The organism is Trichococcus shcherbakoviae, from assembly GCF_963666195.1.
Taxonomy (GTDB): Bacteria; Bacillota; Bacilli; order Lactobacillales; family Aerococcaceae; genus Trichococcus; species Trichococcus shcherbakoviae.
In genome coordinates, this window is the sequence record NZ_OY762653.1 from 1,901,846 (window position 1) to 1,928,769 (window position 26,924).

Genomic DNA, 26,924 nt, shown 5'->3' on the forward strand with positions numbered 1-26,924 from the left:
CAAGACGCATGACCATTGATTTAGCCTATGTGCAGGAAATTCTGATCCTTGTGTTGAAGGGCATCCCGACAACACTGCGCTTGACCTTTATCCCCTTGCTGCTCGCGTTGCCGTTCGCTTTCCTGATCGCAGTGGCAAGACAGCGCAATCTCAAAGTACTGGCCCGTGTTTCCCAAGTTTATGTGTCCTTCATCAGAGGAACCCCTTTGATCGTTCAGATTCTGGTGATGTACAGCATCTTCCCGAGCCTGTTGAATGTGTTCGTGAAAAGCAGGGGAATCGATTTCGACGTTTTCGGCATCAATCCGATCTACTACGCCTATATCGTCTTTACGCTGAATACGATCGCAATCCTGTCCGAAGTCTTCCGTTCGGCCCTCGAAACGGTCGACAAACGTCAGCTGGAGGCGGCCCTTTCGATCGGCCTGCTGCCGATCCAGGCCTACCGTCGCATCGTGATTCCACAAGCATTGGTGGCGGCAACGCCGAACTTGTGCAACAGCACCGTCAATCTGCTGAAATCGACCTCGCTGGCCTTTCTGATGTCGGTCCAGGATATCACGGCCATCGCCAAGACGGAAGCGGCATTCGGCTACAATTATCTGGAGTCGTACCTTGTGATTTTCATTGTGTACATTGTGCTCTGTTCACTCGTTCAGGTGTTTTTCCAATTGTTGGAGCAGCGCTTGTCCCGCTACAAACGCGGGCGTAACATTGCCGTAAAATCAGAAAACCAACCGGAGTATTTTGTAGATGCGCGAAAGGAGCGATACCATGCTGGAATTGAGGAATATTCATAAGAAATTCGGTGAACTGGAAGTCTTGAAAGGTGTGGACATCGCCGTTGAAAAGGGCGATATCGTCGTGATCCTGGGTCCAAGCGGTTCGGGTAAGACGACCTTGCTGCGCTGCATCAACTTCCTGGAGCGCGCCGACGAGGGTTCGCTGCATTTCGATGAGATTCAGACCGAATTTTCGAAAGCAAGCAAGAAGGACATCAATGCGGTGCGGAAAAAATCTGCATTCGTTTTCCAGAATTACGGCCTGTTCGACAACAAGACGGTATTGGATAACGTCACTGAAGGCCTGATCGTCGGACGCAAAGTTCCCAAAAAGGAAGCCATCGAAGCGGCTATCCGCGCCTTGGAAAAGGTCGGGCTGAGCGACCGCTTGGCCTACTATCCTTCGCAACTATCCGGAGGCCAACAGCAACGGGTGGGCATCGCCCGCGCCCTCGCGGTCAACCCGGACGTCATCCTGTTCGACGAGCCCACTTCGGCTTTGGATCCGGAACTTGTGGGCGAAGTGCTGCAAGTGATCCGCAAACTGGCGGAGGAAGGCACCACTATGGTCATTGTCACGCATGAAATGACCTTCGCCAAGGAAGTGGCCAACCGCGTCATCTTCATGGATCAGGGGGTCATTGTGGAGGAAGGCGCCCCTGAAGCTATTTTCGGCAATCCGAAAGAAGCCCGCACCAGAGGGTTCCTGCAGCGGATTTTGGCCCGCGCTTGATCTAGCTGGCAGCTCCCTTATTTAGCTCGTCCTACCGTTCGCAACGGGGGCGAGCTTTTTGTGGTTATTGGAAGTATCGGCGTTGCCTATCACAGTTGTTCGGAAATCAGAATTATCCTAAATCATCCTGTGATGGTAAGCTACTTGTACATACATATCAAAGAAATGAATTCCAACATAGGGATAAAAATAATGAGAATCGTCAGGAGGAACAGTATGTTAAAAGATAAATGGGTCATCACGACAACGCTAGCGATAAGTTTGGTGTTGGCGGGCTGTTCGACCGGGGATGCCGCAAATACGGAAAGCAGCGAAGGGGCAGCCGCTTCATCAGCCACACCTGCCGCGGAGCAAGTCATCACTATCACGAATACGGGGGAGTTGGCTTCCTTGGACAACGCCATCTCAGCAGATAACTCCAGCTTGGTGGTGCTCGAGAACGCAAATGAAGGTCTTTATCGCGTCGGTGACGAAGGCGCGTTTGAATTGGGTATCGCCGCCGAAGAGCCTGTCGTCAGTGAAGACGGACTGGAATATACTTTCAAGATTAGGGAAGATGCGAACTGGTCGAACGGTGATCCAGTGACCGCGGAAGATTTTGTTTATACCTATCAAAAAATTGTGGATCCGGCTACGGCTTCTCCGAATATCAATAAACTGTACCCGTTGAAAAATGCCGAAGCGATCAACAATGGAGAGTTGGACAAAGCGGACTTGGGCGTGGAAGCGATCGACGAAAAGACCGTGAAGTTCACTTTGGGCAATCCGACCGCTTATTTCAAGGATTTGTTGGGGACGTCCTCTTATTTGCCGCAGAACCACCAAGTGGCGAGCGAGTTGGGCAGCGCCTACGGAACGAACAGTGAAAACACTGTGTACAACGGACCTTTTGTGGTGGAAGGTTGGGATGGCACGGATCTGAACTGGTCGATGGTTCCAAACGAAGCTTATTGGGACGCGGAAAACGTCAAATTGGATCAGATCAACTGGGAAGTCAGCAAAGAAATCGCCACGAACATCAACTTGTTCGAATCCGGTGAAGTCCAGTTGACGCAGATCAGCAATCCTTACATTGAACAATATGCAGGATCCGACGCTTTGGTGACGGAACCGAAAGCTCTGTCCGGCTATGTCTGGTTTAACCAAGGCCGCACGAGCACAGCCAATGTCCATCTGCGGAAAGCTCTTTCTACTTCGTTCGACAAGGAAGCGTATGTGGATACCGTTTTGAATGACGGTTCCGTGCCTTCGAATGGTTTTGTGCCTTCCAATTACGCCTTCAATCCGGAAACCGATGAAGATTTCCGCGAAGAGAGCGGCGATTTGGCAGTCTACGATCTGGAAACGGCACAGGCCGAGTGGGAAACCGCTAAGGAAGAATTGGGCATCGAAACATTGTCGATCGAATTGCTGACTTCCGATACCGAAACTTCCAAGACGACTGCCGAATTTCTGCAATCACAATGGCAACAGAACTTGCCCGGTTTGACGATCACAATCCGCAATGTGCCGCTGAAGAGCCGGATGGAATCGACCACGAACGGTGATTACGACATCGCCTACGGAACGTATACCCCGAGTTACGCCGATCCGATTGCCTTTCTGGAGATGTATGAATCCACAAGCGGCCTGAACAGTTCGCGCTTTGCGGATGAAGGTTACGATGCCTTGTTGGACGACACCAGAAGCACGTATGCGAACGATCCGGAACAACGTTGGGAAACACTGTTGGCGGCGGAAGAAACCTTGATTGCCGAGAACGCCGTGAATGCGCCGATCTATCAAGGCGCCAACGCCAACTTGGTCGATCCGTCCTTGAAGGATGTGCAGATCCAACCAGTGGGCGCAGCGATGTATTTCCGAACGGCTTACGTGGAAGAGTAAACGGACAATAGACTGAAAACAAGCACTTGAGAAAATATCCGCTTAACGGGCGTGCCTTCAGAAGGCGACCGTTAGTCGGATATTTCCTTATATTGATATGAAAAGCGTCAAAGAAAGGCGGATGAGGTATATGTACGAAAATTTATTGGAAAGATTCATCGCATACGCAAAGGTCGACACGCGTTCGGATGACAGCAGCTACACGGTGCCGTCAACGCATAACCAGGTGACATTTGCCTTGGAGTTGGCAAAGGAACTGATCAGAATCGGTCTGGAGGAGGTCGAATATAATGAAACGAACGGCTTTCTGACCGCGACCCTGCCAAGCAATACGGCAGAAGCAGTGCCGGTCATCGGTTTCATTGCGCATCTGGACACGGCCGATTTCAACTCAGTCAATATCCATCCACAGGTCCATTGTGCTTATGATGGCGGCGATATCGTCTTGAACGAGGCTGAAAAAATTATCCTCTCGCCGAAGGAATTCCCGCGCTTGCGGAACTATATCGGGGAGACGGTCATCACTACGGACGGCACGACCCTGTTGGGCGCCGACGACAAAGCCGGCATTGCCTCGATCGTGACCGCCTGCGAGCAATTCATCGCGCATCCGGAACGGAAGCACGGGAAGATCCGTCTTGCTTTCGGACCCGATGAAGAACTTGGGGCTCGCGGGGCGAAACTGTTCGATGTGGACCGTTTCGCGGCCGACTTCGCCTACACGATCGATGGCGGGCCGATTGGAAATCTGACTTACGACAATTTCAATGCAGCCCAAGCGGAACTCACCATCCGCGGTACGAGCGTCCATCCCGGTTCCGCAAAGGATACGATGGTCAACGCTTTGCTGGTCGCCAGCCAATTTGCGACAGCTTTGCCTCAGCACGAAACTCCGGAACGCACCAGTGGCTACGAAGGATACTACTTCCTGACTTGCCAGAGCGGGACCGTCGACGAAGTCAAACAGACTTACTACATCCGCGATCATGACCGGGACGGCTTTGCTGCCCGCAAGCGACTCTTCACCGAACAGGTGGCAACTTTCAACTCCCAATTTGCCGATCCGCGTATTTCCTTGACGTTGTTCGACCAATACTACAATATGCGCGACATCATCGAGCAGCATCCGGTCGTCGTTGACCTGGCTGTGCAGGCTTATGAATCCTGCGGCATCACGCCGGTCTTCAAACCGATGCGTGGCGGTACGGACGGCTGCATCATCTCGCACAAAGGCTTGCCGACCCCGAACCTGTTCTCCGGCACAGAAAATGGCCACGGGAAATACGAATTCGTGACGCTGGAGACGCTGGAGAAATCCGTCGATGTCATCATGGCGATCGCCGAAAAGAATGCTGCGTTGGTTGGAACTGCCGAGGTTGCCGGGAATACCGGGCATGTTGCGGTTGCCGAATACAGCGTGGAAATTGGATAACTATAAACGGATATGATGCCAAAAAAACGGATTCCGCAGCGGAATCCGTTTTTTTCTACCCCAAATAGTCTGTATGGAATTGCAGATGTTCTTCTATAAAGGAAGCAATCGTAAAGTAACTGTGATCGTAGCCGTCGAGTTTTTGGTAGCTCACTTTTTTGCCGGCAGCGGCTTGCAGGAAGGCTTCCTCATTGAGCTGGACATCATAAAAATTGTCAGCAGTGCCTTGTGAAATATGGATGGGAGGAACTGTAGGGCTTTGCGCGATCAAGCTGGTCGTATCCCAAGCTGTCCAATCTTTTTCATCGGATCCCAAGTAGGCGGTGAAGGCTTTTTGGCCCCAAGGAACCTGTGACGGATTCAGGATAGGTGCGAAAGCGGAAATGGAGCAGTAGCGTTCCGGATTTTTCAATCCGATCACCAATGCGCCGTGTCCGCCCATCGAATGACCCATGATACTCTCTTTTCCTGAAAAATTCAGAATCAGACTGTAGACAAGCTGAGGCAGTTCTTCCGTCAAATAGTCATACATCCGATAATTTTTTTCCCACGGGTCCTGGGTCGCGTTCAGATAGAAACCGGCGCCTTGGCCCAGATCCCAGCTTTCATCATCCGCCACATCCGTTCCGCGCGGGGAAGTGTCAGGCATGGCAATGGCCAGTTGGTGTTGGTTTGCGTATTTTTGGAATGCGCCTTTTTGGCTGAAGTTATCGTCCGTGCAAGTCAGTCCCGAAAGCCACCAAACCAAAGCTATTGGCTTGTTGTCCGTTTGTTTCGGCAGGAAAAGGCTGAAAACCATGTCGCAATTCAGTGTTTCAGAATAGTGACGGTATTTTCTTTGTTCACCCTCAAATACTTTATGCGTTTCGATCAAGGTTGTTGTCATATCATTATTCTCCATAGGTCAAGATCGTGCGGATGGACTCCCCTTTGTGCAACAGATCGAAGGCTTCGTTGATGTCGGTGAAATTCAGATGATGGGTGATGAAGCTGTCCAAATCGATTTCGCCGTTCATGAAATCATCCACCATTCCGGGTAATTCCGTACGGCCTTTGACACCGCCGAACGCGGAACCTCTCCAAACGCGGCCTGTCACCAATTGGAACGGGCGTGTATGGATTTCTTTGCCTGCTCCCGCGACACCGATGATGATGCTTTCACCCCAACCTTTGTGGCAAGCCTCCAAAGCGGCTTTCATGACTTCGACATTTCCAATGCATTCAAAACTGTAATCCACGCCGCCGTTGGTCATTTCAATCAAAACTTCCTGGATCGGACGCTCGTGATCGCTTGGGTTGACGAAGTCAGTGGCACCCATTTTTTGGGCCAATTCCCATTTGGCGGGGTTCATATCGACAGCGATGATGCGTTTGGCTTTGGCTTTTTTCAAGCCTTGAATCACGGCCAAACCGATTGCGCCCAAACCGAATACTGCCGTCACAGCACCTTCTTCCACTTTAGCGGTGTTTTCGACGGCACCGAGTCCGGTCGTTACCCCGCAACCGAACAAAGCGACTTTATCGAGCGGTGCTGCCTTGTCGATTTTCACTAAGTTGATTTCGTTGACGACCGTGTATTCACTGAACGTGCTTGTCCCCATATAGTGATAGATCGGCTCGCCCTTATAAGAGAAACGGGTCGTGCCATCCGGCATCAAGCCTTTTCCTTGGGTTTCGCGCACGGCTGAACACAGATTTGTCTTCCCGGACAGACAGAATTCGCATTCCCCGCATTCCGGCGTGTAAAGAGGAATGACGTGGTCTCCGGGTTTGACGGAAGTGACTTCATCGCCTACGGCAACGACCACGCCGGCACCTTCATGCCCCAGTACGGCAGGGAAAACACCTTCCGGATCGTCTCCGGACAAAGTGAAGGCATCGGTATGGCAGACGGAAGTGTAAAGGATTTTCACCAATACTTCTTTGGCTTTTGGCTCTGCCACATCTATTTCCACAATCTCCAACGGTTTGCCTGGTCCAAAAGCGACAGCTGCTCTACTTTTCATAATTTTATTTCCTTCTTTCTTAAAAATGGTATTTCGTTCTGTTACAGAATACTATATAATGACTGTTGTGTGAATACTGACATAATTGTCACTATGATTAATTTAATGAAAAGAGGCTGCCCGATGATCCAATACCAAGAGAAAGAATTTTACAATACAAAAGATTTAGCCCTATCTGTTGTGGGTGGAAGATGGAAAATTGCAATCATCTGGTCCTTGCTCCACAACGGTACGCTGCGGCTGAGCGAGTTCAACAAGATCCTTCCTGACATCAACCAACGGATGTTGATCCGCCAGTTGCGGGAGCTGGAGCGCGACCTGATCATCGCAAGGACGGTTTATCCAGTTGTTCCTCCGAAAGTCGAGTATCACCTGACCGAAATCGGCAAGGAATTGGCGCCTGTCGTCCAATCCATTTGCGACTGGGGAGACCAATATCTGAAAGTGATAACGGAGGAATAGTCTCTGATTGAATCATTAGCTGGAAGATTATCAGGCTGCAAGAATCCTGAAAGCCCGCCAAAACCGTTTTGGCGGGCTTTTAGTGCTGAAAGATGAGTGGAATACCCCGCCAAAAACCAGTTGGCCGCTTATCTCAGCGGATATAACGCAAAATAAACGGCCAAACGACCGTTGGCGGGTTAATTCAGCCAAATCAAAAGAAAAATACCCCGCCACACCTCTTTTGGTGGTTTCCGGTTCTGGCTGAGCCCGAAAAGGCCAAAAGGGTTCTGGCTTTACTTCAGGCTACGTTTGTTCGATAATGAACATGTATGCGGCTCATTTTTATTACAAAATTTTGGCTGAAAGGAGGGTGATGAAATATGATTACACTTTTTCAAACGATTGAGCCGTTGGAATTGCTGTTCATCATTGGTGTGGCCGGCACTGTCCTGACATTCCCGCTCAATGATATTTTGTCCGTGGGCTTCTACGACATCACTGACTTTTTCCTGGGTATTTTGATGACGAGCCTGCTCGTCAATGCGCTGCAAAAATCGGATGGCTGGTCATTTGGCTTGTTCGCATCGGCTTTTCTGGTTGTTTCAGCCATCATCATCGCCTTCAAAATTTTCTTTGTACTGCCCTTATTGAAACGGGCAGAAAACAGCACCATCACGAGTTCAAAAGATTTGGAAGGCAAAGAAGCGACGGTGACTGTGCCAATCGGGCAGAAAACGATCGGGGAAATCATCGTATCGACCGGATTCGGTAAAATGAACAGAATGGCGCTTATCTATGCCTGTTCCGCTACGGAGGATGTGTTGAACATCGCCAACGGGGAAACGGTGTTGATCATTGAAGTTCGGGATAATATCGCATATGTAACACCGTACAAAAATGCTGTCCACGATTTGGTGGATGAGCCTACTACATGGAATCAAAAAAAATATAAAGGTGGGAAATAAATGACGAATTTTTTGGATCAGTTTATGGGTATCGGTATCTTAGTGATTTTACTGGTGGTGGCCTTGATAATTTTCATCGGACGATACAAGACGGCTTCGCCGGATAAGGCACTGATCGTCAGCGGGAGTTTTCTTGGCAGAAAAAATACTTATATAGATAAAGCGACAGGCAACACGATGAAAGTTGTCCGCGGCGGCGGTACTTTTGTCATCCCGGTATTTCAGACAGCCAAGGAGCTATCGCTCTTGTCGAGCAAGTTGGAAGTCAGCACGCCGGCTGTCTATACGGAGGAAGGGGTTCCCGTCTCTGCGGATGGAACAGTCATCATCAAGGTCGGTTCCACAGTGGAAGAGATTGCCACCGCGGCAGAGCAATATTTGAGCAAGCCGACAGAAGATCTGGAGAATGAAGCCCGTGAGGTTTTGGAGGGCCATTTGCGGTCCATTCTGGGTTCCATGACAGTCGAGGAAATCTATAAGAACCGTGATAAGTTCTCACAAGAAGTGCAAGCAGTCGCCAGTGTGGACCTTGCGAAGATGGGCTTGGTCATCGTTTCTTTCACTGTGAAGGAAGTGACGGATGAAAATGGTTATCTGGATGCCCTTGGGCAACCGCGTATCGCCCAAGTCAAACGGGATGCGTATATCGCTCAGGCAGAAGCCGATAAGGAAACGCGCATCAAGCGTGCCCAAGCGGAACAAGAATCGCAACAAGCCGAAATTTTGAGAGAGACCCAAATCGCGGAATCGAATAAACAAAAAGAATTGAAGTTGGCTGCATTCCGCCAAGAACAAGACGTCGCCAAAGCGAAAGCGGATAATGCCTATGCTTTGGAAAAAGCGCAGCTTGATATCTTATTGAAAGAAAAAGAAATGAACGTTGAAATCACGGAACGTGTGAAACAAATCGAACTGGAAGAAAAAGAAATCGTCCGGAGAGAAAAACAATATGATGCAGAAGTGCGGAAGAAAGCAGATGCAGAGCGGTATGCCATCGAAACAAAGGCGGCTGCCGACAAACAAAAAGCGATCTGGGAATCCGAAGCGCGGGCGAAGGAGAAAGAGCTGAACGGTTTGGCGGAATCCGCCAGCATCCTTGCGATCGGGGAAGCCGAAGCGAAAGCGAAGGAAGCTTTAGCGAACGCATTGAAACAATACGGGGAAGCGGCCATCTTGACGATGCTGATCGAAAAATATCCGGATATCGTGCGCGCTGCCGCTGAGCCTATTTCCAATATCGACAGAATCACGGTGATAGATGGCGGCAACGGCAGCCAAGGCGCTGCCAAAGTAGCCAATTATGCCAGCCAAGTCCTGGCTGCCACTCAGGAAGGTCTCAAAGAAACGACCGGCTTGGATGTGACGGCGTTGATCGAATCGTTCGTCGGAAACAAAAATATCGGCAGTAAATTGGGTGTGATCAATGAGACAATGGCAGCTGAAATTTCAGCAGATAAGACGATCAGTCCATCGGAAGCCGGCAAAGAACCGGAAATGGAAACAGCCGTTTCTTAAAAGCAGACATACAAGTTAGGCTTGCAAACAGAATACGCATAAAATCAGAATCCTTCGGAAGCATAAGAGCTCCGAAGGATTTTTTGTGGAACAGGAAAATATAAGAATAGCTGTGGTAAAATAAAGGCATAATAAATAAATCACAAATGGAAAAGGGGCGCACATATGGCTTATCATGTTTTTCGGTCGCCTAGCCGGTATATTCAAGGAGTAGGTGCTATAGACGCATTGGGGAAGGAAGCGGCTGTCTACGGAAAAAAGGCATTCCTGCTTACGGATGATTTCGTTTGGGGCTTGCTCCAGGAAAAAGTGGAACGGGCTCTGGAGGGTTTTCCCTATGATTATGAAGCATTCACTGGCGAAGCCTCGCTGGAAGCAATGGTCCGTTTGGCTGACGAGGTCGCCGATGCGACGGCGGACGTCATCATCGGCCTCGGAGGCGGCAAAATCATCGATGTTGCGAAAGGCATTGCAGCTGCATGCGAATTGCCGGTCGTGATTGTCCCCACCACCGTATCCACGGATGCACCGACCAGTGCGATATCGGTGCTCTATACGCAGGAAGGGCTGTTCGACCATTACCGTTTCTATGCGAAGAACCCTGATCTGGTACTTGTTGATACGCAAATCGTCATCCAAGCACCGATCCGTTTTTTTGCAAGCGGGATGGCGGATGCCCTGGCGACCTGTGCGGAAGCGTTGGCAACAAAGGCCTCCGGGGAGAATGCGTTGGCCGGAGGATTGCCAACAATTGCCGGCACCGCCATTGCGAAGGCCTGCGAAGAAACCTTGTTCCGTGACGGCCTCAGCGCGTTCGCTGATGTCCAAAAAGGCTTGGTGACGCCGGCTGTCGAGGCGATTGTCGAGGCGAATACGCTGCTGTCGGGACTGGGCTTTGAAAACGGCGGCTTGGCGGCCGCACATGCCATCCATAATGGCTTCACCGCCATCAAAGGCGAGGTCCATCGCTTGACGCACGGGGAAATAGTCGGCTTTTGCCTATTGGTCCAACTCGTACTTGAAGAGCGCCCTCACGCAGACTTCCAAAAATACAGCCAGTTTTTGGAGGCGATCGGCATGCCGACGACTCTGGCCGAGATGCATCTGACCGGAGCCACGCATGAAGAGCTCGTTAAAGTCGGAAAACTTGCTGTATCCCAGAGCAACACCATGAAAAATCTAAATAAAAAAATAACGGCTGAGCAAGTCGCCGACGCCATTTTGGCGGTGGATGGACTTGTCGGAAAGGAATGATCGGGATGATCATCGGAGTGCCGAAAGAAATCAAAAACAACGAAAACCGGGTGGGGGTAGTGCCTGCAGGTGTGCAGTTGCTGGTCCAGAACGGCCATCAAGTCTGGGTCCAATCCGGCTGCGGTGTCGGATCGGGATTCGAAGACAGACAGTACGAAAAGGCAGGGGCGACGGTGTTGGAAGACGCAGCCAAAGTCTGGGCCGCTGAACTGATTATCAAAGTGAAGGAGCCTTTGGAATCGGAGTACCCATACCTCCGCGAGGACCTGATTCTGTTTACCTATCTGCACTTGGCGGCCGCACCGGAGTTGACGAAGGCGATGCTGCAAGCGGGCATGACCGCGATCGGCTACGAAACGATGGTAGGCAAAAAAGGTGATTTGCCGTTGCTCACACCGATGAGTGTCATCGCGGGCCGTCTTTCCGTCCAGATTGGCGCGCAGTTCCTGGAAAAACCATACGGCGGCAAAGGCGTTCTTTTGAGCGGCGTTCCGGGTGTGGCGAACGGGAAAGTCGTCATCATCGGCGGCGGTGTGGCCGGGCGCAATGCGTTGCAGATCGCATTGGGACTCGGCGCCCATTGCACGATCCTGGACGTCAGACCGGAGATCTTGACGGAAATCGAGAATTTGTACGGGAACGCGGTCATCACCCTGCTGTCGAACGAGTGGAACATCGCCCATGCCATCAAAGATGCCGACGTCGTGATCGGGGCTGTCCTGATTCCCGGCCGGAAAGCGCCGACGTTAGTGACCGAAGCGATGGTGAAAAGCATGCAGCCGGGTTCCGTGATCGTCGATATCGCGGTGGATCAGGGCGGCATCTTTGAAACCGAAGACCGTACGACCACACACGATGACCCGGTTTATGAACGGTATGGCGTCCTGCATTATGCGGTGCCGAACATGCCAGGCGCCGTTCCGCGCACTGCTACAATCGCGTTGACGAATGTCACATTGCCTTATGCAGTGGAAATCGCGAATCAAGGTGCGCGGCAAGCGGCGGAAAAAAATCCGACCATCCTGACCGGATTCAACGTGCACAGAGGCAAGTTGACGAACAAAGATGTCGCCGAATCGATCGGCGCAGTCTACACCCCAATCGAAACTTTGTTGTAAAAGGCACCGGATTTCCTGTGGAATCAAACAGGAAGTCCGGTTTTTGCATAGAATTCGTCAATGCGCACTTGTATTTTTCCGGTTGGTTTACTATACTATTTGTACGGACATATGCAGAGGGAGAACACGCGATGAAAACAAAATACCAGGTGATTGCCGATGAGATACGCTCAAAAATACTTTCGAATGAATTTGTGGTAGGCAAAGTCATTCCGCCCGAACTGCAGTTGCAGAAGGATTATGGGGTCAGCCGCCATACCGTCCGGGAAGCAATCGCCTTGCTGGTGAATGAAGGCTTTCTGCGCAAGGAGAAAGGTTCCGGGACCTATGTCGACGATACGTATCAGAGGCGTGGTGACGGGGTGTCATCCAGCAAAACGATCGGCGTCATCACGACTTATCTGTCGGACTATATTTTCCCGTCGATCATCCGCGGCATCGAGCAGAAGTTGCGGGAGAATGGCTACTCTTTGCTGCTTGCAAGCACAAACAACGACGTCGATCAGGAGCGGGAGTGTCTGGAACAGATGCTCAGCCAAGGTGTTTCGGGACTGATCGTGGAACCGACAAAAAGTAACCAATACAATGCGAATTTGGCTTATTACCTTTCCTTTAAGGAACGTGGCATACCGGTTGTCATGATCAATGCCTACTATGAAGAACTGTCGGTCCCTTTCATTTGCGTCAATGACACGAAAGCGGGCTATCTTGCAACGAAACATCTATTCGAGCAGGGCCATCAGCATTTGGCTCTGATCACGAAGATCGATGACCTGCAAGGGAAGTACCGGATGAAAGGCTTCATCAAAGCCCACGAAGAGATGCGGACAAATTTCGATCCGAAAAATGTGTATACGTACACGACCGAAACGAAGGGGCAAGTTTTCCAGACGATTCGGGAGAAGCTGGCGAGCGAGCAGGAAGTCACCGGCATCGTCTGCTACAATGATGAAGTGGCGCAGGGCTTGATCCAAGCGCTTGCTGATATGGGCAAACGGGTTCCTGAGGATTATTCGGTGGTCGGCAATGATGACTCGTTCTTGAGCACGGCAGGCAGCGTCAAGCTGACGACCCTTTCCCATCCTAAAGAGGAATTGGGCGAGGCCGCTGCCGAGTGGATCATGCTGGCCGTACAGCAAGAAGTGACAGGCAACAAAATATTCGAGCCGGAATTGATCATCCGTGACTCGGTCAAACGGATCCAATAACTAAAAAAGAAGCTATCCCTTGAATCGGGATGGTTTCTTTTTTGTCATTTATTCGGATATCTTTTGAATAAAACTCTGATATTTCGAGTGAATGTGCGCATTCGGGAGATAAGGTTGTCCGATACTTAGCGGAAATCGGACAAGATTGAATGTCAGCGCAATGAGGTTGTCCGATACTTAGTGGAAATCGGACAACTGTGCGCCTAAAAGCGTAAACTTGTCCGATTCCTAAAGAATATCGGACAAGTTTACCCTACCAAATCTCCAGATTGTCGGATACATAGCGGAAATCGGACAATCATCAACCCATCAGATCACCCCCGCAGCCGCATTTTAATAAAACTAGCCCTCCTGCTTCTTTTGTGTTCGGACAAATATTCAATTTATCTCTTTACATGTACGGACATATGGAATATAATATACCTAAGAAGAACGGACAGCATCCGAAAAGGGTGCACCGCAAAAAGGAGGAAATATTTTGACTGAGAAGTTACAAGCGATAGTCACTGATATCGAATCGCGGCAGACGAGCATCGGAATCGAATTCGGCTCCACCCGCATCAAGGCGGTGCTGATCGACTCCCGCTTCGCTCCGATCGCATCCGGCAGCTACGAATGGGAAAATCAGCTAGTCGACGGCATCTGGACCTATTCGTTGGACCAAATTTGGAAAGGCCTTCAAACAAGCTACGGAGAACTGACGCGTGAGGTTAAAGAAAAATACGGCGTGACCTTGACCGCAGTCGGATCGATCGGTTTCAGCGCGATGATGCACGGCTACATGGCGTTCAATCAGGAAAATGAGTTATTGGTGCCTTTCCGGACTTGGCGCAACGCCACTACGGCTGATGCCGAAAAGGAATTAACCGCACTGTTCAAATACAATATCCCGCAACGCTGGAGCATCGCCCACTTGTACCAAGCGGTTTTGAATAAGGAAGAACATACAAATGAAGTCGCTTACTTTACGACTTTGGCTGGCTACATCCATTGGCAACTGACAGGCAAGCAAGTTTTGGGAATCGGTGATGCATCCGGGATGTTCCCGATCGATGTCGAGAAGAAAAATTATGACGAACGGATGATGGGGCAGTTCGATGCATTGGTAGCAGAAAAAGGCGCGAATTGGAAATTGACGGATCTGCTGCCGGAAGTATTGTTGGCAGGGGACGCGGCCGGGAATCTGACGGAAGCGGGAGCCAAACTGCTTGATCCGACTGGCACACTCGAAGCGGGCATCCCGTTATGTGCGCCGGAAGGGGACGCCGGAACCGGTATGGTCGCCACGAACAGCGTGGCAGAACGCACCGGAAATGTATCCGCGGGGACTTCGGCATTTGCGATGATCGTCTTGGAGCAGGACTTGAATGAAGTGCATCCGGAAATCGATCTCGTGACGACACCGGCAGGCAGTCTGGTCGCGATGGTTCATACCAATAACTGTTCATCCGACATCAATGCCTGGGTCAAGCTTTTCCGGGAATTCAGCGAGGCTGCTGGTTTCGCAATTGATACGGACAAATTATTCGCTACTTTATTCAACAAAGCGCTTGAAGGCGATGCCGATTGCGGCGGATTGCTTTCCTACGGCTATTACTCGGGTGAGAACATCACCCATTTGGCAGAAGGACGGCCGTTGTTTGTCCGCACACCGGAAAGCAACTTCAACTTAGCCAACTTCATGCGCGTGCACCTCTTCACCGCTTTCGGGGCAATGAAGATCGGCATGAACATCCTGAAGCAGGAACATGTCGCAATCGACAAAATCGTCGGCCACGGCGGCATCTTCAAAACCCCTGAAGTCGGACAGAAAGTGTTGGCTGCTGTCATGGACGCACCGGTTACCGTCATGGAGACTGCAGGAGAAGGCGGCGCATGGGGCATTGCATTGCTGGCTGCCTACACTGATCGCAAAGAAACGTCAGAGACTTTGGATGCATTTTTGGACAAGAAAGTATTCGGTGCCGATGAAGGCATCACGATCGCTCCCGATGCGCGCGATGTAGAAGGTTTCGGAACTTTCATCGAACGTTACCAAAAAGGGCTAGCGATCGAACAAGCTGCAGTCGAGCATTTGAGTTTGAGATAGAAGGGAAGGAAACATCTTGCTGGAACAATTAAAAGAAGAAGTTTTTCAAGCCAATCTGGAATTGCCGGAACGGGGATTGATCAAATACACATGGGGAAACGTCAGTGCGGTCGACCGCGAAAAAGGCTTGTTCGTCATCAAGCCCAGCGGTGTCGGCTATGACGACATGCAGGCGAGCGATATGGTCGTCTGCGACTTTGAAGGCAACGTCATCGAAGGGGATCTGAACCCGTCATCCGACATGCCGACGCATGCCGTCCTGTACAAAGAATTCCCGGAAATCGGCGCGGTTGTGCACACGCATTCGACTTGGGCCACGATTTGGGCGCAAGCCGGATTGGATGTGCCGGCCATGGGTACGACACACGCCGATACCTTTTACGGCACGGTTCCCTGCGCACGTTTCCTGACGCAGGCAGAAATCGACAGGGGTTACGAGGAAGAAACGGGTCGCGCCATCGTGGAAACTTTCCGCGAACGCGGCATCAAACCGATGGAAGTTCCTGGTGTCTTGCTGCATGGGCACGGGCCCTTCACTTGGGCCAAGGACGCCAAGGGTGCAGTACTGAATGCCGTCGTCTTGGACGAGGTCTGCAAAACCAATCTGTTCGCCCGTCAATTGAATGCCTTCGCGGAGGAACTGCCGCAGCGCATTCTGGATAAACATTATTTGCGAAAACACGGAGAAAACGCCTATTACGGGCAAAAAAAATAGGGGAGCTGAAAATATGTTAGAAGTAGGGAAAAAAGAATTTTGGTTCGTAGTAGGTTCACAACATTTATACGGTGAAGAAGCTTTGCAGACAGTAAGAAACAATGCAGCGGTCATCGTGGAAAGCCTGAACAACAGCGGCAAACTGCCTTATCCGCTTGTGCTGCAGGAATTGGCGGTAACGCCCGATACAATCACGAAGATCATGAAAGAAGTGAATTACCGTGATGAAGTGGCAGGTGTGATCACTTGGATGCATACCTTCTCGCCAGCAAAAATGTGGATCCGCGGAACGAAATTGCTACAAAAACCGTTGTTGCATCTGGCAACTCAATTCAACGAAAGCATTCCATGGGCAACAATCGATATGGATTTCATGAACTTGAACCAAGCAGCACACGGCGACCGCGAGTACGGCTTCATCAATGCGCGCCTGAAAAAGAACAACAAAGTCGTTGTCGGCTATTGGGAACGTGAAAATGTCCAAACCCAAATCGCGGAATGGATGGACGTTGCGGTAGCATACAATGAAAGCTTCTCCATCAAAGTGGCGCGTTTCGGCGATAACATGCGTAACGTTGCCGTGACCGAAGGCGACAAAGTGGAAGCGCAGATCCAATTCGGCTGGGCAGTCGATTACTACGGCATCAGGGATCTAGTGGACTATGTCGATGCGGTCGAAGATTCAGAAGTCGATGCTTTGTTCAATGAATACAAAGATTTGTATGATTTCGACTACGGCGATTATGAACAAGGCAAATGGGAAGCGCATGTCAAAGTGCAGGCACGTCAAGAAATCGGCATCCGTCGTTTCTTGGAAGCGGGTGGCTACACTGCCTTTACCTCAAACTTTGAAGATCTGCATGGTTTGCAACAATTACCTGGTTTGGCCGTGCAACGTTTGATGGCAGAAGGCTACGGATTCGCAGGCGAAGGCGACTGGAAAACAGCAGCAATCGACCGCTTGATGAAAATCATGTCCCACAACATCGACACCGGCTTCATGGAAGACTACACGTATGAAATGGCTGAAGGCAGAGAAGCGATTCTGCAATCGCATATGTTGGAAGTCGATCCAGGACTGGCAGTCAACAAACCGAAAATTTTGATCGCACCATTATCGATGGGTAACCGTGAAGAGCCTGCCCGCCTTGTCTTCGATGGTAAAGCAGGGGACGGCGTTGTCGTTTCAATGGCTGACTTCGGAACGCACTACAAATTGTTGGTGAATGAAGTTTCTGCTTTTGAACCGACTGAGGCAGCTCCAAACCTTCCAGTAGCACGCGTCCTATGGGAAGTGAAACCTAATTTCCATGACGGCATCCGCGCTTGGATCGAAGCTGGCGGCGGTCACCACACTGTCGTTTCATTGAGTTTGAGCACAGATCAGATCCTGGCTTGGGCAAAACTGGTCGGTCTTGAGGTAGCTTTAATCAAATAGTTTTTTTCGATCGGTTTGACAGAAAATCGTCAAACCGATTTTTTGGAGGACATTTGTGAAAGTTATAGCAAACGTTTTCAATAATATAAATGAAAAGGAGCAACAAAAATGACTGCATTTGATTCAAAAGAGTATCTGGACAAGGTGGATGCCTTCTGGCGCGCCGCCAATTTCATCTCCGTGGGGCAACTGTATCTGAAGGACAATCCCTTATTGCAACGCCCAATCGAGGAAACCGATGTGAAGCTGCATCCGATCGGCCACTGGGGAACGATCTCCGGACAGAATTTCATCTATGCTCACTTGAACCGCGTCATCAATAAATATGACCTGAACATGTTCTATGTCGAAGGACCGGGACATGGCGGCCAAGTCATGGTTTCGAACTCTTATCTGGACGGTTCTTACACGGAAATCTATCCGGAAATCACTGAGGATCTGGAAGGGTTGACGAAACTCTACAAACAATTCTCCTTCCCCGGCGGGGTCGCTTCCCATGCGGCGCCGGAAACACCCGGATCAATCCATGAAGGCGGCGAACTCGGCTATTCACTTTCCCATGCCACAGGCGCCATCTTCGACAACCCGGAAGTGATCGCAGCGACTGTCGTTGGTGACGGGGAAGCTGAAACCGGTCCGTTGGCTGCAGGTTGGTTCTCCAATGTGTTCATCAACCCGGTAACCGATGGGGCTGTTTTGCCGATCCTGTATCTGAACGGCGGCAAAATCTCCAACCCAACGATCCTCGACCGCAAATCGAACGAAGAATTGACACAGTACTTTGGCGGCATGGGCTGGGAGACGTTGTTCGTGGAAGGAACCGAACCGGAAGCGGTGCATCCGATCATGGCGCAAGTGTTGGATACGGCCGTTGAAAAAATCAAAGCAATCCAAACGGAAGCCCGCAAAGGCTCCGCTGCCGAAGCGAAGATGCCGGCTTGGCCGGTCATCATATTCCGCACACCGAAAGGCTGGACGGGTCCGAAAACGTGGGACGGCGAACCAATTGAAGGCGGCTTTCGTGCTCACCAAGTGCCGATTCCGGTGGATGCGCACCATATGCAACACATCGACGCACTGGTTGATTGGATGCAGTCCTACCGTCCCGCAGAACTGTTCACTGCCGACGGTCAATTGGTGGCTGAATTGAAAGAAATGGCACCGAAAGGCGACCGACGGATGGCTACGAATCCGATCACGAATGGCGGTATCGATCCGAAACCGCTCAACATTCCGGATTGGAAGCAGTATGCCGTCGACACGACCGTTCCAGGGGCAGTCATTGCCCAGGATATGATCGAATTCGGCAACTTTGCGCGTGATCTGATTGTGGACAATCCGGATAATTTCCGCATCTTCGGACCGGATGAAACCAAATCGAACCGTCTGAACAAGGTCTTCGAAGTGACGAACCGCATCTGGATGGAAGCGATCGATCCTGCTTACGATGAATGGCTTTCTCCATCCGGCCGTGTCATCGATTCGCAGTTGTCCGAACACCAAGCCGAAGGCTTCCTGGAAGGGTATGTCTTGACCGGGCGTCATGGTTTCTTCGCGAGTTACGAGGCCTTCTTGCGTGTCGTCGATTCGATGATCACCCAACATTTCAAATGGTTGCGCAAAGCCAAAGAACAGACGTGGCGCAAACACTATCCTTCATTGAACTTGATCGCGACTTCGACTGTTTTCCAACAGGACCACAATGGCTACACCCATCAAGATCCAGGTTTGTTGACGCATTTGGCTGAGAAGAAACCGGAATTCATCCGCGAATACTTGCCGGCGGATGCGAACTCCTTGATGGCCGTGATGGCGGAAACGATGGCTTCCGAAGAACAGATCAACCTGATCGTGTCTTCGAAACACCCGCGTCCGCAATTCTACTCGGCTGAAGAAGCGGAAGTATTGGTCAAAGATGGCTTGAAAGTCATCGACTGGGCTTCGACTTGCGGAGACGAAGAACCGGATGTCGTGATCGCGGCAGCGGGAACGGAACCGAACCTGGAGGCGCTTGCCGCAGTCACGATCCTGCACAAGCAGTTCCCTAATCTGAAGATCCGTTTCATCAACATCGTCGACCTGTTGAAATTGCGCCATCCGGATGTGGATCCGCGCGGCTTGAGCGATGAAGCATTTGATGCTTATTTCACAACCGATAAACCGATCGTCTTTGCCTTCCACGGCTTCGAAGGCTTGATCCGTGACATCTTCTTTGATCGTCACAACCATAACCTGCACATCCACGGCTACCGTGAGAACGGGGACATCACGACACCGTTCGACATGCGCGTCTTGTCGGAGATGGATCGTTTCCACTTGGCACAGGATGCGGCCAATGCCGTCTATGGCGAAGAAGCGGCAGCCTTCTCGCAAAAGATGACGAAAACGGTTGATTTCCATCACCGCTTCATCCGCGAGAACGGCGATGACATCCCGGAAGTCATGGAATGGAAATGGGAAGCTTTGGAAGGTGCGGCAACAGCCAAAGAACTGATTGCAAACAAAGCGGACTGACGTAAGAAAGACTGTTAAAAAATCAAAAAGATGCGTCCCCGCCCTTGGAGCAGTTGCTCTTAAGGGCAGGAACGCATCTTTTTCGGATATTTTTTTGCAAATGAAGAAGCTGCCGAGAGATACGGCAATAACTATGTTAGTGGGAGCGCGCTGCGCTCAGGTTGTCCGATATGATCGGATTATCGGACAACGCGATCAGCCAAAGCATGTAGGTTGTCCGATTCGATCGGGTTATCGGACAACGCGACCAGCCAAAGCATGTAGGTTGTCCGATTCGATCGGGTTATCGGACAACGCGACCAGCCAAAGCATGTAGGTTGTCCGATTAGATCGCATTATCGGACAACACGATTAAATAGAGCACTCAGCTATGCGGCTCCCGTCATTCACACGGCCTGCAACAGGTCGTATTGGGATTGGTAGAGATGGTGATACAAGCCTTTTTGGGCCATCAGCTCTTCGTGGGTGCCTGCTTCGGCGATGTTACCGCCTGCCACGTAGAAAATCTGGGAGCTGTTTTTGATCGTCGACAGCCGGTGAGCGATGATGAAGGAAGTCCGATTTTTCAGAAGTTTCTGGAGACCTTCCTGCAGCAATTCCTCGGTCCGGGTGTCGATGCTGGCGGTCGCTTCATCGAGAATCAGGATCTTCGGATCGGCTAGCAAGGCCCGCGCAAAGGAAAGCAATTGCCGTTGGCCAGCCGAAAGGGTGCTGCCGCGCTCCTCAACGACTGTATGGTAACCGTCCTTCAGGTGTTTGATGAAGTCGTGTGCGCGCACAACCTTCGCCGCCGCAATCACTTCCTCTTCGGTGGCATCCAGCTTTCCGTAGCGGATATTTTCCAGGATCGTACCGGAAAAGATGAAGGTATCCTGCAGCATGACGCCCATCTGGCTGCGCAAGGAATGGAGTGTGACATCGCGTACGTCGTGGCCATCGATTTTTACGCGTCCTTCGTTGATATCGTAGAAGCGGGTCAACAGGTTGATGATCGTTGTCTTGCCCGCTCCGGTCGGCCCGACCAAAGCGATGCTCTGACCCGGTTCGATATGGAAGTTGACCTTATGCAAGATGTCTTTGCCGTCCTCATAGCGGAAGGTGACGTCCTCGAAGTCCACTGCTCCTGAGACCGATGGCAATTCGTAGGCATTCGGCGCATCCTGAATGGAAGGCACCTCATCCAATGTCTCGAAAATGCGTTCCAGATAGGCAGTCGCTGTGATCAAGGAATTATAGAAGTTGCCGATATTGATGACGGGATTCCAGAAATTGTTGATGTAGCCGATGAAGGCGATCAGTGTCCCTGTTGACACTGATACGCCGATCTGGCGGATGCCCACAAAATAGATCAGGCAGGTCGTCAGGACCGAAATGTTCAGCACACCGGGCCACATCAGAAATTGGATTTTGACGGCTTTCATCCACGACGTCCGGTATTCCTCGCTGACTTCATTGAAGATGTCATAATTGACCTGTTCGCGGGCAAACGATTGGGTGATTTTGATGCCCGAAATGCTTTCGTGAATATACGCGTTGAGATTGGATTGTTTGTTGCTCAAAATCTGAAAAGCGATCCGCTGGCGCTTCTTGATGAACAGCACCAGTCCGAACAGTACCGGCAAAAGAGCCATACTGTAAAGCGTCAGCCGCACATCGATGAGGAGCATGAAGCCCAATGTGATCACTACGTTGAAAAGGTCCGAAATCAGATTGATGAGACCGTTGCTCAGCAGGTCGCTCAGCGTATTGATGTAATTGACTACGCGGATCAGAATTTTGCCGTGGGGCCGGTTGTCGAAGTAAGCGAACGGCAAGCGCTGCAGATGCGCAAAAATATCGTAGCGCATGTCCTTCAGAATATCTTGGCCGACTTCGGTGATGGCGTAGATCCGGTAGCGCATGCACCCGCCGATCAGGACCAGGGAAAGGATGAAGATGCCGCCCAGTCCTAGCAGTTGTTGCACGTTTTCTGCTGGTATCAGGTCATCGATTGCGATTTTTGTGAAATATGGGCCTGCCATTCCGGCAATGTTCGCCAAAATGATGACAGCCAATATCTTTGAAATTGGTTTTTTGTAGGGCTTGATGTAGCCGGCCAAGCGCCGGTAGTGCCCCCAATTGAATTCTTGCTCTAAGCTTTCATCGACATCATACGTATTGCGTGCCATTGGCTTCCCCTCCCGTCAATCCGAGTTGTTTGCAGTAAACGTCATAGTATTTGCCTCGCTTGGCCAAAAGTTCCGCATGGGTTCCTTGTTCGACGACTTGGCCTTTTTCCATCATCAGGATCAGATCCGCATCCCGCACCGACGAAATCCGGTGGGCGATGATGAAGGTGGTCTTGGATTCCGTCAATCCAAGCAACTCCTGCTGGATCTTCGATTCGGTTTCCATGTCGACAGCGGAAGTGGTGTCGTCCAAAATCAGGATGGCCGGATCCTTCGCCAATGCCCGTGCCAAAGAAATGCGTTGCTTTTGTCCACCCGACAAGCCCACTCCGCGTTCACCGACAATTGTGGCGTATCCCTGGGGCATGCTGGTGATGAAGCCGTCCGCATCGGCAATCCGGGCCATCTGCTGGATATAGGAGCGTTCCACCTGCGGATTGCCGAAAGCGATGTTGTCCTCGATCGTATCCGAAAACAGAAAGACGTCCTGCATGACCATGGCGATGTTTTCCCGCAACTGGCGGACCGGATAGTCCTTGGCATTTTTGCCGTCGATAAGGACGGCTCCCGAGGTCGGATCGTAGAATCTTCCCACCAGATTGACGAGCGTCGTCTTGCCTGAGCCGGTTTCGCCCAAGATTCCCAACGTCTGTCCGGGACCGACCGTAAAGGAGACGTGCGACAGGATATCCGTTCCGGGATCATCAGAGAAGGCGAAGGAGACGTCGTCGAACGTGACGGTACCCTTGATCCGGAGGTGCTCCTCGGCAGCCGTGATTGGGATCCGCGCCTCCGTGTCCAGCATGTCGCGGATTTTGATGCAGGCAGCGGAGAAGCGCTGCACATCATTGATGAGCCAACCACTCATGCGCATCGGCATGTTCAGCATCCAGAGGAACCCATTGAAGGCGACCAGATCCCCCATCGACATTTCCCCGCGGATGACGTAGAGGCCGCCGAGCACCAAAGCAATCGCATTCAGTGTCCCGGCGAAACCGTCGAGCCAGGGGAGATAGGTGCGGGATACGGCCGCGGAATCCAGGTTGCGGCGCTTGAAATCCTCATTGTGCTTCGTGAATTTTTCGATTTCATGGTCTTCCCTTGCGAACGCCTTGACGATGCGGTTGCCGCCGATATTTTCCTCCACCATCGAATTCAGCCGCGAGAAGCTTTCCCTGATCTGGAAAAACAGCGGGAAGGCCTTCCGGGACATCTTTTGCGTCAGGATGAAGATGATCGGCGTGACCGCCACCAACGACAGCATCAGCGGAAAGTGGATCGTGCCCATGACCGCGACAGCCATCACGAACCAGAGGATGCTCTCCAGGATATTGTAGGTGACCCAAGAAACGAAATGACGGATGGCGTCGGTATCACCGGTCATCCGGGCCATGATGTCCCCGACCCGGGTATGGTTGAAGAAGTCAAAATCCAGCTCCTGCAGCTTCCGGTACATGTCCTGACGAAGCACGAAGAGGGAATTTTGACCGATCCGTTCGAACAGCATCTGGTAGCTGTAGCGGATGGTCGTCCGAAAGAGCGTGATGCCGATCATTAGTGCCAAAATCGGCACCAACAAATCATCCTGCCCCCCATCGATGACTTTGTCGACCAATTCCCCGGCCAACAAGGGATTGACGATGATCAGGAGGGCATTCAGGAAAACAAAGAATAAAGCCAGTAAGCCTTTGGATTTGTATGCCTGAGCATAGCGCCAAATCCATTGATAATGATTCATAAGACAGTCCTCCTCAAAAAAAGTGTATGTTAACAGGTTACTGCTTTTTTTAGGAATGGGAATGGCTTTTCTTCGTCAAATTCCTGTACAATATAAGGGTATTCAACAGAGAGGACTTTTGCGATGGCCTATACACACGTACAAACATTTAATCCTGAAATTCTGTACGCTTTCGATCCTTTGAATGAAGCCGGAAATTATTCCAAAACGCACAGCCACAACTTTCTGGAAATCAGCATCCTTCTGGAAGGGGAAGCGGATTACTTGGTGGACGGAAAACGGCAAGACTTGGGAACCGGCGCCGTCATGCTTTTCAATCCGGGTGTGAAACATGCGGAGCGGCAAAAAGAGGGCACGGTTTCCCATCAATTGCATATCGGTTTGACGAACCTTTCGCTGAACGGACTTCCGCGCAATCATTTTCCGAACAAACGCGCTTTGCTGGACTTGGGCTGTTATGCGGATGCCTTCATGGAGAAGGCTTGGCGGGTGACGAAAGAGTTCAACGAGCAGCGGAGTGAATATCAGCTGATGGGCAAAGGGCTGATATTGGAGATGCTGGGGTTGTTGCTGCGGAGTCTGGAGGACGGATCCGACAATACGCTTCCTCAGGCGCTTTCCCAAACGGCTGTGCGCCAACAGCATCTGGTGAACCATGCCGTCTATTATCTGGAAAACCACCATTCCGAGGAAATCACGCTGGAACAACTGGCGCAGCAACTCTTCGTCAGCCCGGCCCATCTTTCAAAAATATTCAAGGAAGCGACCGGAGTGAGCCCAATCCATTACCTGATCCACGTGCGCCTGAAGCATGCGAAGGAATTGCTGAAGCAGGAAGGGTGGACAATCAAAGAAGTCGCCCAGGCTGTCGGTTACCAGGACGCGTACCACTTCAGCAAACTGTTCAAAAAATACTACGGGACTGCGCCGTCCCAAGTCACCAAGGAACAGCGAACGGTATAGCGAGTATCGTCAACAAGAAAAGAGGCTGTATCAGAACCAGAACAGAATTTTCTGGATTTGATACAGCCTCTTTATGTGGAAATTTAATTTACGCTCAGAGATACCCCGCCAAAAACCATTTGGCGGGCAAAAATGTCCAAGGGAAACACGAGATAGCCCGCCAAAACCTACTAGGCGGGGTAAAACGTCCGAAGGCAACACAATATTCCCCTTCAAAGACAATTTGGCGGGGAATTTCACGCCCCCGCGATTCATCACGCTCTGGCTTAAACGCGTTCTGAATCCCAGAAATCTGTGCCTAAGCTGACTACCACACGAGGACAAAAAGCGTCCTCTTTGTGGTAGTCCTCTTAGTGCTCGATTTCTAGAGCGGGATTCATCACGCTCTGGCATGTGTTCTTCGGAATTCTTTTGGGGTCTGGCCTTCCCGTTTTTTGAAGAGGTAGCTGAAATAATTGGGATCGTTGTAGCCGATGTCCATCGCAATGGCGGACAGCTTATCATCCGTCCCGGCCAACAACTCCTTGGCATGCTGCAGGCGGCACTCGGTCAGAAAGTCGATGAAAGTCTGTCCCAAAGACTGCGAGAAGATGGTGCTGAAATGCGACGGACTCAGGTTTACGGCATCCGCCACGACATTCAGGGAAATGTCCGGATCGGTAAAATTCGCCTTGATGAATCCCAAGGCCTTTTGGATGACGCTCTGATACTTCACCATGGAAGGGTGGATGTGGGCCGCCATCAGGAAAGCCAGCAGCTTTTCGATGATCTGGGTATATTCCGCGGCATCGGCCGCCACCGCCGCCAATTGATCAAGGTCATTCATTTTTTCAAGCAAAGGCTGCTCCGAACCGGGCTTCTTTTTTTGGACAAGATTGCCCAATTCGGTCAGCACGAAAAAGCGGAAGAGGCGGTTGCGTTCTTCAGTATCCCCGGGTGTTCCCTGAAGCTCCAGCACCAGCTCCTCCAGTTCATCCGCTTCGGTCTGGGCGATTTTTTGGGCCAGATCGAGCTTGAAAGGATTCGTCGGAGAAACTTCGCCGTCCTTGATGTCGTCCTCGTAGCTGATGATCCGTTCGGTCCGCAGCACCCCATAGGTCTGGAGCATATTCTGCGTGTAGCGGTAGGCCTGCGGAATTTCGCTGAGCCGTTCGACGATCGGGCCGATCGAAACGATCAGGTCCTCCGCCTCTTCGTCCTTCAGTTCGTGGACGAGCGTCTGAGCCAGTTGGTAACTCTTTTCCAACAACCTGTCCGTATCGCTGTCCATCAGCAGAAATTTGATGAAGCGGGAAGAGATGCTGGAGAAAATGATGCTCTCATCCGCTCCGAAAAGAAAATGCAGATAATTGCTGAAACGAAAATAATCGTCGAAACTCTTGTCGTAATGATTGGTGGCCAACACGACGCAGGTCTTTTTCCCGACAACCGAGCGCTTCAAAGCGGCGGATTCCTGCAGCACTTCCGGAACCGACAAATCCCCGCGGAAGATGCCGTTCAGGAAATGATTTTTCTTCAGTTCGAAGACGAAATTATCCGCATGCGTATCCCGTTCCATGACGGGTTCTTTTTGTTTGTCCAATACCGTGATGACAGTCTCGAGCGTTTGGATCAGCTCGGTATCTTTGATCGGCTTCAGAAGATAGGCGTCCGCCTGCACTTGGATGGCGGTACGCGCATATTCGAAATCATCGAAGCCGCTGATGAAGATGATGCGGATCCAAGGGAAGATCTTCCGGACTTCCTTTGCCAAACTCAGGCCGTCCATGAAGGGCATCCGGATATCGGTCAGCAGGATATCGGGTTTGACGTCCATGATCGAGGCCAAGGCCATTTCCCCGTCGGAGGCTTCCCCTGAAAAAATCAGCGGGTGTGTTTCGGCGAGGGACAGCAGTTGTTTCCGCAGGCTGTCGCGGATCAGGTGTTCATCCTCGACTATAAAGACTTTATACATGCTT

At 51.1% G+C, this 26,924-nt stretch carries 20 protein-coding genes; 15 read left to right on the forward strand and 5 right to left on the reverse strand.

Features of this window, described 5'->3' with window-relative positions:
- Positions 1 to 14: 14 nt before the first annotated feature.
- The 4 genes from ACKPBX_RS09035 (at position 15) to pepT (ending at position 4,831) form a co-directional block, all read left to right on the forward strand.
- Positions 15 to 800: an amino acid ABC transporter permease gene (locus ACKPBX_RS09035; RefSeq protein ID WP_370684643.1), complete on the forward strand. Its 786-nt coding sequence runs from the start codon at positions 15 to 17 to the stop codon at positions 798 to 800.
- Positions 775 to 1,515 carry an amino acid ABC transporter ATP-binding protein gene (locus tag ACKPBX_RS09040; RefSeq protein ID WP_086990048.1) on the forward strand — a complete coding sequence of 247 codons (741 nt, stop codon included), beginning with the start codon at positions 775 to 777 and terminating at the stop codon, positions 1,513 to 1,515. Before ACKPBX_RS09035 ends, ACKPBX_RS09040 begins: the two co-directional genes overlap by 26 nt.
- Positions 1,516 to 1,731: 216 nt before the next feature.
- Entirely contained in the window at positions 1,732 to 3,399 is a 1,668-nt protein-coding gene (locus ACKPBX_RS09045; protein WP_319995201.1) for a peptide ABC transporter substrate-binding protein, read from the forward strand.
- 130 nt (positions 3,400 to 3,529) lie between these two features.
- Complete coding sequence (gene pepT, locus ACKPBX_RS09050; RefSeq protein WP_319995202.1) at positions 3,530 to 4,831, forward strand: peptidase T; 1,302 nt, start codon at positions 3,530 to 3,532, stop codon at positions 4,829 to 4,831.
- A 55-nt stretch (positions 4,832 to 4,886) separates the two neighbouring features.
- Here the strand turns inward: pepT and fghA are convergent, their stop codons facing one another.
- Together fghA and ACKPBX_RS09060 are read right to left on the reverse strand one after the other, a co-directional pair.
- Complete coding sequence (gene fghA / locus ACKPBX_RS09055; RefSeq protein ID WP_319995203.1) at positions 4,887 to 5,717, reverse strand: S-formylglutathione hydrolase; 831 nt, start codon at positions 5,715 to 5,717, stop codon at positions 4,887 to 4,889.
- Between the two features lie 4 nt (positions 5,718 to 5,721).
- The gene (locus ACKPBX_RS09060) at positions 5,722 to 6,837 is read right to left on the reverse strand and encodes an S-(hydroxymethyl)glutathione dehydrogenase/class III alcohol dehydrogenase (protein WP_319995204.1); all 1,116 of its coding nucleotides are present in this window, start codon (positions 6,835 to 6,837) and stop codon (positions 5,722 to 5,724) included.
- Positions 6,838 to 6,960: 123 nt separating this feature from the next.
- Here ACKPBX_RS09060 and ACKPBX_RS09065 point away from each other — a divergent pair, with 123 nt between their 5' ends.
- From ACKPBX_RS09065 to ACKPBX_RS09110, 10 genes are all read left to right on the forward strand, one after another.
- Positions 6,961 to 7,299: a winged helix-turn-helix transcriptional regulator gene (locus ACKPBX_RS09065; RefSeq protein ID WP_319995205.1), complete on the forward strand. Its 339-nt coding sequence runs from the start codon at positions 6,961 to 6,963 to the stop codon at positions 7,297 to 7,299.
- A 362-nt stretch (positions 7,300 to 7,661) separates the two neighbouring features.
- Positions 7,662 to 8,246 (forward strand): NfeD C-terminal domain-containing protein, encoded by a 585-nt coding sequence (locus ACKPBX_RS09070; protein ID WP_319995206.1) that lies wholly within the window; start codon positions 7,662 to 7,664, stop codon positions 8,244 to 8,246.
- 12 nt (positions 8,247 to 8,258) lie between these two features.
- Positions 8,259 to 9,761, forward strand: coding sequence for a flotillin family protein (locus ACKPBX_RS09075; RefSeq protein ID WP_319996424.1), 1,503 nt, complete (start codon positions 8,259 to 8,261; stop codon positions 9,759 to 9,761).
- 165 nt (positions 9,762 to 9,926) lie between these two features.
- Positions 9,927 to 11,015: a glycerol dehydrogenase gene (locus ACKPBX_RS09080; protein ID WP_319995207.1), complete on the forward strand. Its 1,089-nt coding sequence runs from the start codon at positions 9,927 to 9,929 to the stop codon at positions 11,013 to 11,015.
- 5 nt (positions 11,016 to 11,020) lie between these two features.
- Positions 11,021 to 12,133 (forward strand): alanine dehydrogenase, encoded by a 1,113-nt coding sequence (gene ald / locus ACKPBX_RS09085; protein ID WP_319995208.1) that lies wholly within the window; start codon positions 11,021 to 11,023, stop codon positions 12,131 to 12,133.
- Between the two features lie 131 nt (positions 12,134 to 12,264).
- On the forward strand, positions 12,265 to 13,341 hold the full coding sequence (locus tag ACKPBX_RS09090; RefSeq protein WP_319995209.1) for a GntR family transcriptional regulator: 1,077 nt from the start codon (positions 12,265 to 12,267) through the stop codon (positions 13,339 to 13,341).
- Between the two features lie 478 nt (positions 13,342 to 13,819).
- Complete coding sequence (locus ACKPBX_RS09095; protein WP_319995210.1) at positions 13,820 to 15,430, forward strand: xylulokinase; 1,611 nt, start codon at positions 13,820 to 13,822, stop codon at positions 15,428 to 15,430.
- A gap of 16 nt (positions 15,431 to 15,446) precedes the next feature.
- Positions 15,447 to 16,145: an L-ribulose-5-phosphate 4-epimerase gene (locus ACKPBX_RS09100; RefSeq protein ID WP_140187357.1), complete on the forward strand. Its 699-nt coding sequence runs from the start codon at positions 15,447 to 15,449 to the stop codon at positions 16,143 to 16,145.
- 13 nt (positions 16,146 to 16,158) lie between these two features.
- A complete protein-coding gene (araA, locus tag ACKPBX_RS09105) occupies positions 16,159 to 17,583 on the forward strand; it encodes an L-arabinose isomerase (RefSeq protein ID WP_319995211.1) in 1,425 nt (474 codons plus the stop codon).
- Positions 17,584 to 17,691: 108 nt separating this feature from the next.
- Entirely contained in the window at positions 17,692 to 20,097 is a 2,406-nt protein-coding gene (locus ACKPBX_RS09110; protein WP_319995212.1) for a phosphoketolase family protein, read from the forward strand.
- Between the two features lie 386 nt (positions 20,098 to 20,483).
- Here ACKPBX_RS09110 and ACKPBX_RS09115 read toward each other — a convergent pair whose 3' ends face one another.
- A complete protein-coding gene (locus ACKPBX_RS09115) occupies positions 20,484 to 22,265 on the reverse strand; it encodes an ABC transporter ATP-binding protein (RefSeq protein ID WP_319995213.1) in 1,782 nt (593 codons plus the stop codon).
- On the reverse strand, positions 22,246 to 24,003 hold the full coding sequence (locus ACKPBX_RS09120) for an ABC transporter ATP-binding protein (RefSeq protein ID WP_319995214.1): 1,758 nt from the start codon (positions 24,001 to 24,003) through the stop codon (positions 22,246 to 22,248). Before ACKPBX_RS09120 ends, ACKPBX_RS09115 begins: the two co-directional genes overlap by 20 nt.
- Positions 24,004 to 24,126: 123 nt before the next feature.
- Between ACKPBX_RS09120 and ACKPBX_RS09125 the strand changes: the two genes are divergently transcribed.
- Positions 24,127 to 24,966 (forward strand): AraC family transcriptional regulator, encoded by an 840-nt coding sequence (locus ACKPBX_RS09125; protein ID WP_319995215.1) that lies wholly within the window; start codon positions 24,127 to 24,129, stop codon positions 24,964 to 24,966.
- Between the two features lie 379 nt (positions 24,967 to 25,345).
- On the opposite strand, the gene ACKPBX_RS09130 is transcribed toward ACKPBX_RS09125, so the two are convergent.
- The gene (locus ACKPBX_RS09130) at positions 25,346 to 26,920 is read right to left on the reverse strand and encodes a response regulator transcription factor (protein ID WP_319995216.1); all 1,575 of its coding nucleotides are present in this window, start codon (positions 26,918 to 26,920) and stop codon (positions 25,346 to 25,348) included.
- Between the last annotated feature and the right edge of the window lie 4 nt (positions 26,921 to 26,924).

Excerpts from the sequence above, each read along its gene's own strand:
- fghA (WP_319995203.1), bottom strand. The coding sequence starts at position 5,717 with ATGACAACAACCTTGATCGAAACGCATAAAGTATTTGAGGGTGAACAA.
- ACKPBX_RS09110 (WP_319995212.1), top strand. The coding sequence starts at position 17,692 with ATGACTGCATTTGATTCAAAAGAGTATCTGGACAAGGTGGATGCCTTC.
- ACKPBX_RS09120 (WP_319995214.1), bottom strand. The coding sequence starts at position 24,003 with ATGAATCATTATCAATGGATTTGGCGCTATGCTCAGGCATACAAATCC.
- ACKPBX_RS09065 (WP_319995205.1), top strand. The coding sequence starts at position 6,961 with ATGATCCAATACCAAGAGAAAGAATTTTACAATACAAAAGATTTAGCC.
- ald (WP_319995208.1), top strand. The coding sequence starts at position 11,021 with ATGATCATCGGAGTGCCGAAAGAAATCAAAAACAACGAAAACCGGGTG.
- pepT (WP_319995202.1), top strand. The coding sequence starts at position 3,530 with ATGTACGAAAATTTATTGGAAAGATTCATCGCATACGCAAAGGTCGAC.
- ACKPBX_RS09130 (WP_319995216.1), bottom strand. The coding sequence starts at position 26,920 with ATGTATAAAGTCTTTATAGTCGAGGATGAACACCTGATCCGCGACAGC.
- ACKPBX_RS09125 (WP_319995215.1), top strand. The coding sequence starts at position 24,127 with ATGGCCTATACACACGTACAAACATTTAATCCTGAAATTCTGTACGCT.
- ACKPBX_RS09080 (WP_319995207.1), top strand. The coding sequence starts at position 9,927 with ATGGCTTATCATGTTTTTCGGTCGCCTAGCCGGTATATTCAAGGAGTA.
- ACKPBX_RS09115 (WP_319995213.1), bottom strand. The coding sequence starts at position 22,265 with ATGGCACGCAATACGTATGATGTCGATGAAAGCTTAGAGCAAGAATTC.
- ACKPBX_RS09060 (WP_319995204.1), bottom strand. The coding sequence starts at position 6,837 with ATGAAAAGTAGAGCAGCTGTCGCTTTTGGACCAGGCAAACCGTTGGAG.
- araA (WP_319995211.1), top strand. The coding sequence starts at position 16,159 with ATGTTAGAAGTAGGGAAAAAAGAATTTTGGTTCGTAGTAGGTTCACAA.
- ACKPBX_RS09070 (WP_319995206.1), top strand. The coding sequence starts at position 7,662 with ATGATTACACTTTTTCAAACGATTGAGCCGTTGGAATTGCTGTTCATC.
- ACKPBX_RS09040 (WP_086990048.1), top strand. The coding sequence starts at position 775 with ATGCTGGAATTGAGGAATATTCATAAGAAATTCGGTGAACTGGAAGTC.
- ACKPBX_RS09090 (WP_319995209.1), top strand. The coding sequence starts at position 12,265 with ATGAAAACAAAATACCAGGTGATTGCCGATGAGATACGCTCAAAAATA.
- ACKPBX_RS09045 (WP_319995201.1), top strand. The coding sequence starts at position 1,732 with ATGTTAAAAGATAAATGGGTCATCACGACAACGCTAGCGATAAGTTTG.